This window comes from Candidatus Methylomirabilota bacterium, from assembly GCA_036005065.1.
Classification (GTDB): Bacteria; Methylomirabilota; Methylomirabilia; order Rokubacteriales; family DASRDR01; genus DASYQW01.
In genome coordinates, this window is sequence record DASYQW010000124.1 from 1 (window position 1) to 3,503 (window position 3,503).

Below are 3,503 nucleotides of genomic sequence, written 5' to 3' on the forward strand. Positions count from 1 at the left end.
GGGGTGACCGATGTCTCCCGCAAAGAAGAGATCCACCGCGAAGAGGAAGACGGCCGCGAAGAAGACGGCCAAGAAGCGGACCGCGAAGAGGAAGACCGCGAAGAGGAAGACCGCGAAGAGAAAGACCGCGGCGCGCAAGCCAGCGGCAAGGAAGCGGACCGCGAAGCGGCGGAGCACAGCGAAGAAGAGCACCACGGCGAGGAAGCGGACCTCGAAGAGGCGGACCGCGAAGCCGTCGATGGCGAAGAAGCGGACCGCCGCGAAGAAGAAGTAGCCCGCGGCTTCACCCGTTTTCTCCGGGAAGGGGGGCGCATCGGCCCCCCTTCCTCGGTTTTCGGAGCCCGTTGCGTGCTAGGCTGCGCGCCGCGCACGCGCAGCCGATGGTCACCACAACAGCCGATCACACTCCGGTAGCCGACGCCGTCCGCACCCCGAGCGTCCTCGTGGTGCTGGTGGTGAGCAACGGAGCTCGCTGGCTGAGGGAGAACCTCCGCTCCCTGGCTGGCCAGACTCATCCCAAGCTCGGCGTGATCGCCGTCGACGGTGGTTCGAGGGACGGGTCTCGCGAGATCCTCCAGCAAGCCCTGGGGCCGCAACGGCTCATCGTCCTCCCAGAGGACCGGGGGTTATCCGGCGCGTTGCGTGCGGCCCTGGACCTCCCCGTGGCCAGGGCCGCCGACTATGTCCTCGTCCTGCACGACGACGCGGCCCTGGCGTCCGACGCGGTGACCTTCATGGTGGAGGCCGCCGAGGGCCTGCGGGGAGTGGAGCGGGTCGGCATCGTCGGGCCCAAGGTCGTAGACTGGGACGACCCGGCAATGCTCCGCGAGGTGGGGCGTTCCACCGACCGGTTCGGCCATCCCCATACGCCGTTGCAGGACGGGGAGTTGGACCAGGGCCAGTACGACCGGATCCTCGAGGTCCTGTACGTCTCGTCCTGCGCCATGCTCATCTCCCGGGAGGCCTGGCAGCGGACGGGTCCCTTCGACGAGCGCTTCGGCGGGCATCACGACGATCTGGATTTCTGCTGGCGGGCCCGCCTGGCCGGCTTCCGGGTCCTCATGACGCCGCTCGCCCAAGCCCGGCACCGTGGGGAGGGCGGAGAGCGGGCCGTGGCTCACGAACGCGGCCCCCAGTACCACGCCGAGCGGGTGGCGGTAGCCTCCATGCTGAAGAACTACGGGGCCCTCTCGCTCCTGTGGCTCCTTCCCCTCCATGTCGTGATCGAGGCCGCGCGCCTGGCCTACCTCGGGGTGGCCCGCCGGCTGGAGGAGGCCTACGAGCTGCTCGCCGCATGGGCGTGGAACCTAGCCCACCTGCCCTCGACGGTCCGCCGGCGTGTGAGGGCCCAGTCGGTGCGGAGGGTCCCGGATCGGCTCATCCGTCGGTTCATGGAGTCGGAGTTCTTCCGTCCTCCGAGGTGGTTCGTGGAGGCCGAACGCATCCTGGGGGAGCAGATCGAGCTGGAGGAGGAGGCGGAGCGGGCACCGGTCCGCGCTCGCTTCGCGTCGCTCGCGGGCCAGCATCCCGCCTTGGTGGCCTGGACTCTGGGCCTCGGGATCATGGCGCTGGCCTTCCGGTTCCTGGTGGGACCGGAGGTCCTGCAGGGCGGGGCCCTCGCCACGTTTCCTGCGGGGCCCACGGGGTTCTTTCACGAGCTCGTCTCGGGCTTCCGGACCACCGTGCTCGGGGGGTCCCAAGCCGCGAGCCCCGCGCTCGGCGCCCTGGGCGGGCTGTCGGCGGTCGCGTTCGCTAGCACCGGCGTGGCCCAGAAGCTCCTGCTGGTCTGCCTGCCGCCGGTCGCCGGCCTCGTCCTATACCGCTCGATGCTTCGCCAGACCGGGCAACGGGTAGCCGCCGTCGTCGCGGCGGGCGCCTACGCGCTCTCGGCCACGGTCTTCTGGGCGTTCTCCGAGGGGCGGATCGAGGTGCTCGTGGCGCTGGCGGTGTTGCCAGCAGTCGCGGATCGGCTCGACGCCGCCTTCGGGCGCGGCTCGCCGGGTCCTCCCTTCCGCTTCGTGGTGGGTATGGGAGCCGCGCTGGCCATCGGTGTGGCGTTCTTCCCCGGCATCCTCCTACCGGTCGGAGCGCTGGCCGCGCTCCAGCTCGTCGCTGGCCGGACACGGAGCCGTGGGCTGGCTCTGACCGTCGCGGCCACCGCGGTGGCGGGCATCCTCTTGGCGCCCGTGGTCCCGGACATCGTGACGTCTCCGGGCCCGGAGCTCTCCTCGTTGGTGGGCGAGCCGAGCTTCTCCCTGTTAGCCCGTCTGGCGCCGGGAACGGGTCCGGGGACCTGGCCGGTGGCCTGGTTCCTCCCCGCCGCCGCCCTGATCGCCTTCAGCCTGGTGGGGCCGCCGTATCGGGGCCGGGCCTGGCGCGCGACGCTTGCCGCCATCAGCGGCGTGTTCCTGGCGTGGGCCTCCGCTGCCGGATACTTGCCTGCGGCCTTCACCAATGCCCCGGCCTATCTCGCACTCGCCGCTGTGGCCGAGGCAACCGTCGTGGCCTACGGCCTGGCCTCGATCGGGTCGGGCATCGAGCGGGAGGCGTTCGGGTATCGGCAAGTGGCCGCCGGCGTCGTCGCGCTGCTCCTCGCCGGCGGCCTGGTGGGCCAGACCTTCCAGGCGGCGCTGGGGAACTGGACGATCGGCCCGAACGCGTTGCCATCGGCATGGCCGCTCGTCTCGAACGAGCCGGGCGACTTCCGGATCCTGTGGCTCGGTCGGCGGAGCGGCGACCCCTTCCCGGCTCCGGGTGGCGATCCTTCAGGGATCGTGGAGGCCGGATCGGCGACCGTCCGCTTCGCCGTCACCGACCGCGACGGGATCAGCGCCCTGGACGTCGGAAGGCGCGAGGAGGGAGCGGGATACGACTACCTTCGGCGGACGCTCACCGAGCTCCTCGCGGGCCAGACGAGCCACGGCGGCGCGCTCCTTTCCCCACTCGCCATCCGGTTCATCGTGGCGGGAGAGGGCGATCTCCCCGCCGCGGCCGCGGCCAGGCTCGACGCCCAGCTCGACCTGAACCTGACCCCCGCCGGCGGGCTCGTGATCTACAACAATTCGCGCGTCCTGCCGGTCGCGTTCGTGACCTCCTCGCCCCCGTTCGCCGACGCGGCCGGCGGCACCGACCTCGAGCCGATCGCTTCCCTTCCTCCCCCCGACGTGAAGTCGATCGCCTCGCTCCCGGGAGGCTTCGGTGGCACATCCACCGGCGGGTTCGGGTTCGTCTCTGAACAAGACGAAGGCGGTTGGCGCGCGCAGACGGGGGGACGAACCCTTGGGACGGAGCCGGCGTTCGGCTGGGGGGTCGGGTTCGATGCGGCGCCGGGGCCCGTTCGCCTGACCTATGCCCTTCAGTGGATCCGGACCTCGGAGGCGATCGCGCTGGCGCTGTTGTGGCTCGCCGTGCTGTGGATCACTCGTCGGCGCGTGGTCCGATGAGGTTCCGCGGCCAGGCCGGATGGGCGCTCCTCGTCTTGGCCGTCGTCGTGGCCGGGGGAG

At 71.3% G+C, this 3,503-nt stretch carries 2 protein-coding genes; both read left to right on the forward strand.

The window, feature by feature from the left end; all coding sequences use genetic code 11:
- Positions 1–414, forward strand: a 414-nt coding sequence (locus VGW35_09045) for a hypothetical protein (GenBank protein HEV8307803.1), incomplete at its 5' end; no start/stop codon positions are given.
- Positions 381–3,443 carry a glycosyltransferase family 2 protein gene (locus VGW35_09050; protein ID HEV8307804.1) on the forward strand — a complete coding sequence of 1,021 codons (3,063 nt, stop codon included), beginning with the start codon at positions 381–383 and terminating at the stop codon, positions 3,441–3,443. The genes VGW35_09045 and VGW35_09050, both read left to right, overlap by 34 nt.
- The last annotated feature ends 60 nt before the right edge of the window (positions 3,444–3,503 follow it).

What these genes read in the sequence shown, in the direction of transcription:
- VGW35_09050 (HEV8307804.1), top strand. Translation starts at nt 381, where the DNA reads ATGGTCACCACAACAGCCGATCACACTCCGGTAGCCGACGCCGTCCGC.